Origin of the sequence: Thermovenabulum sp. (assembly GCF_049701175.1) — a bacterium.
Classification (GTDB): domain Bacteria; phylum Bacillota; class Thermosediminibacteria; order Thermosediminibacterales; family Thermosediminibacteraceae; genus Thermovenabulum.
The window spans coordinates 1-2,107 of the sequence record NZ_JBNATW010000060.1; the positions used below are offsets into that span (position 1 = coordinate 1).

Below are 2,107 nucleotides of genomic sequence, written 5' to 3' on the forward strand. Positions count from 1 at the left end.
TTATTTTTTCACGTTGTTCTTAATAAATTCTACTATGGTAGAAATGGGTGTGCCCGGGGTGAATATTTCGGCTATCCCGCACTGTTTTAGGAAGGGTATGTCGTCATGGGGTATTACTCCCCCGCCAATTACGAGTATATCTTGGGCCCCTTTTTCCTTTAGAAGTTCCATTATCCTCGGGAAAAGCACGTTGTGGGCTCCTGACAATATGGAAAGCCCTATTACATCTACATCCTCCTGTATGGCAGCTTCTACTATCTGTTCGGGTGTTTGTCTAAGTCCTGTATATATTACCTCCATTCCGGCATCCCTTAGTGCCCTTGCTATTACTTTCGCTCCCCTGTCATGTCCGTCCAAACCGGGTTTTGCTATTAATACTCGTATTGTTTTTGTGCTCTCCATCCTTACACCTCCTTAAAATGTAACAGTAGCTTTATATTCTCCAAAGACTTTCCTCAATGTATCGCAGATTTCTCCTAAGGTCGCATAGGTTTTTACGCAATCCAATATATAAGGCATTAGGTTCTCATTGGTTTTTGCTTTTTCTTCAAGAATTGACAATGCATTTTTTACTGCTATGTTGTCCCTTCTTGCCCTTAAGTTCTCTAATTTTCTTCTCTGCACTTTTTCTACTTCGGGATTTACTTTTAATAGGTTCTTCGGAGGTTCTTCTTCTATCTGGAATTTGTTTACTCCTACTACTATCCTCCTGCCCGATTCGATTTCCTGCTGATATCTGTAGGCGCTGTCCTGTATCTCCTGCTGCATATAACCTTTCTCAATCGCTTTGGGTGATCCGCCTAATTCATCTATTTTTTGAATGTATTCCATTGCTTTCTTTTCTATGGTGTCGGTTAGGTATTCTATATAATAGGAACCAGCTAAGGGATCTACAGTCTCTGTTACACCGCTTTCGTACGCAATTATCTGCTGTGTCCTTAGGGCTATTCTTACTGAATCCTCCGTCGGTAGGGCTAAGGCTTCGTCTCTTGAATTGGTATGCAGTGACTGGGTTCCACCTAATACTGCCGCTAATGCCTGGATGGTTACGCGAACAATGTTGTTATCCGGCTGCTGTGCTGTCAGTGTGGATCCAGCCGTTTGAGTGTGGAAGCGCAGCATCATTGAACGAGGATCCTTTGCTTTGAACCTTTCTTTCATTATCTTTGCCCATAATCTCCTTGCTGCGCGGAATTTGGCTACTTCTTCTAATAAGTCGTTATGGGCATTGAAGAAGAAGGAAAGCCTCGGGGCAAATTCATCTACATCAAGTCCGGCTTTTATGGCAGCTTCTACATACGCAATACCGTTTGCAAGGGTAAAGGCAACTTCCTGCACTGCAGTTGCTCCCGCTTCCCTTATGTGATATCCGCTTATGCTTATGGTGTTCCATTTGGGAACGTGTTTGGAACAGAATTCAAATATGTTGGTGATAAGCCTCATGGATGGCTCTGGTGGAAATATATACGTTCCCCTTGCTACATATTCTTTTAATATGTCGTTTTGGATTGTTCCGGATAATTTATCGGAACTTACACCCTGTTTTTCTGCAACAGCAATATACATGGCAAGAAGAATTGAGGCCGGTGCGTTTATGGTCATGGATGTGCTGACTTGATCAAGGGGTATTCCGTTAAAGAGTATTTCCATGTCTTCTAAGGAGTCTATGGCTACTCCTACCTTACCTACTTCACCCTGGGCAAGGGGATGGTCAGAGTCATATCCTATTTGAGTTGGAAGGTCAAAAGCAACGCTTAAGCCCGTTTGCCCCTGCGAAAGTAAATATTTATACCTTTCATTGGATTCTTCTGCTGTGCCGAATCCGGCATACTGCCTCATCGTCCAGAACCGCCCGCGATACATGGTGGGCTGTATTCCTCTTGTATAGGGATATTCACCCGGAAATCCTAAATCGTTTAAATAATCTATATTCTGTACATCTAATGGTGTATACACACGTTCAACTTCTATATTTGAACCTGTATAAAATTTTTCATATCTTTCGGGCGCTTTCGCAACGGTCTTCTTTACTGTAGTCTCTTCCCATCTTTTTTTCTCTTCCTGTATCCTATTGAGGCTTTCTTTATCAAACAAGTTTGTTCCCTCC

General features: G+C 42.6%; 2 protein-coding genes. Both read right to left on the minus strand.

Going from position 1 to position 2,107, the window contains the following annotated elements:
- Positions 1 to 402 (minus strand): cobalamin B12-binding domain-containing protein, encoded by a 402-nt coding sequence (locus tag ACPLVF_RS11990; protein ID WP_424908056.1) that lies wholly within the window; start codon positions 400 to 402, stop codon positions 1 to 3.
- 12 nt (positions 403 to 414) lie between these two features.
- Positions 415 to 2,094, minus strand: a complete 1,680-nt coding sequence (locus ACPLVF_RS11995; RefSeq protein ID WP_424908057.1) for an acyl-CoA mutase large subunit family protein — start codon at positions 2,092 to 2,094, stop codon at positions 415 to 417.
- Positions 2,095 to 2,107: the final 13 nt, after the last annotated feature.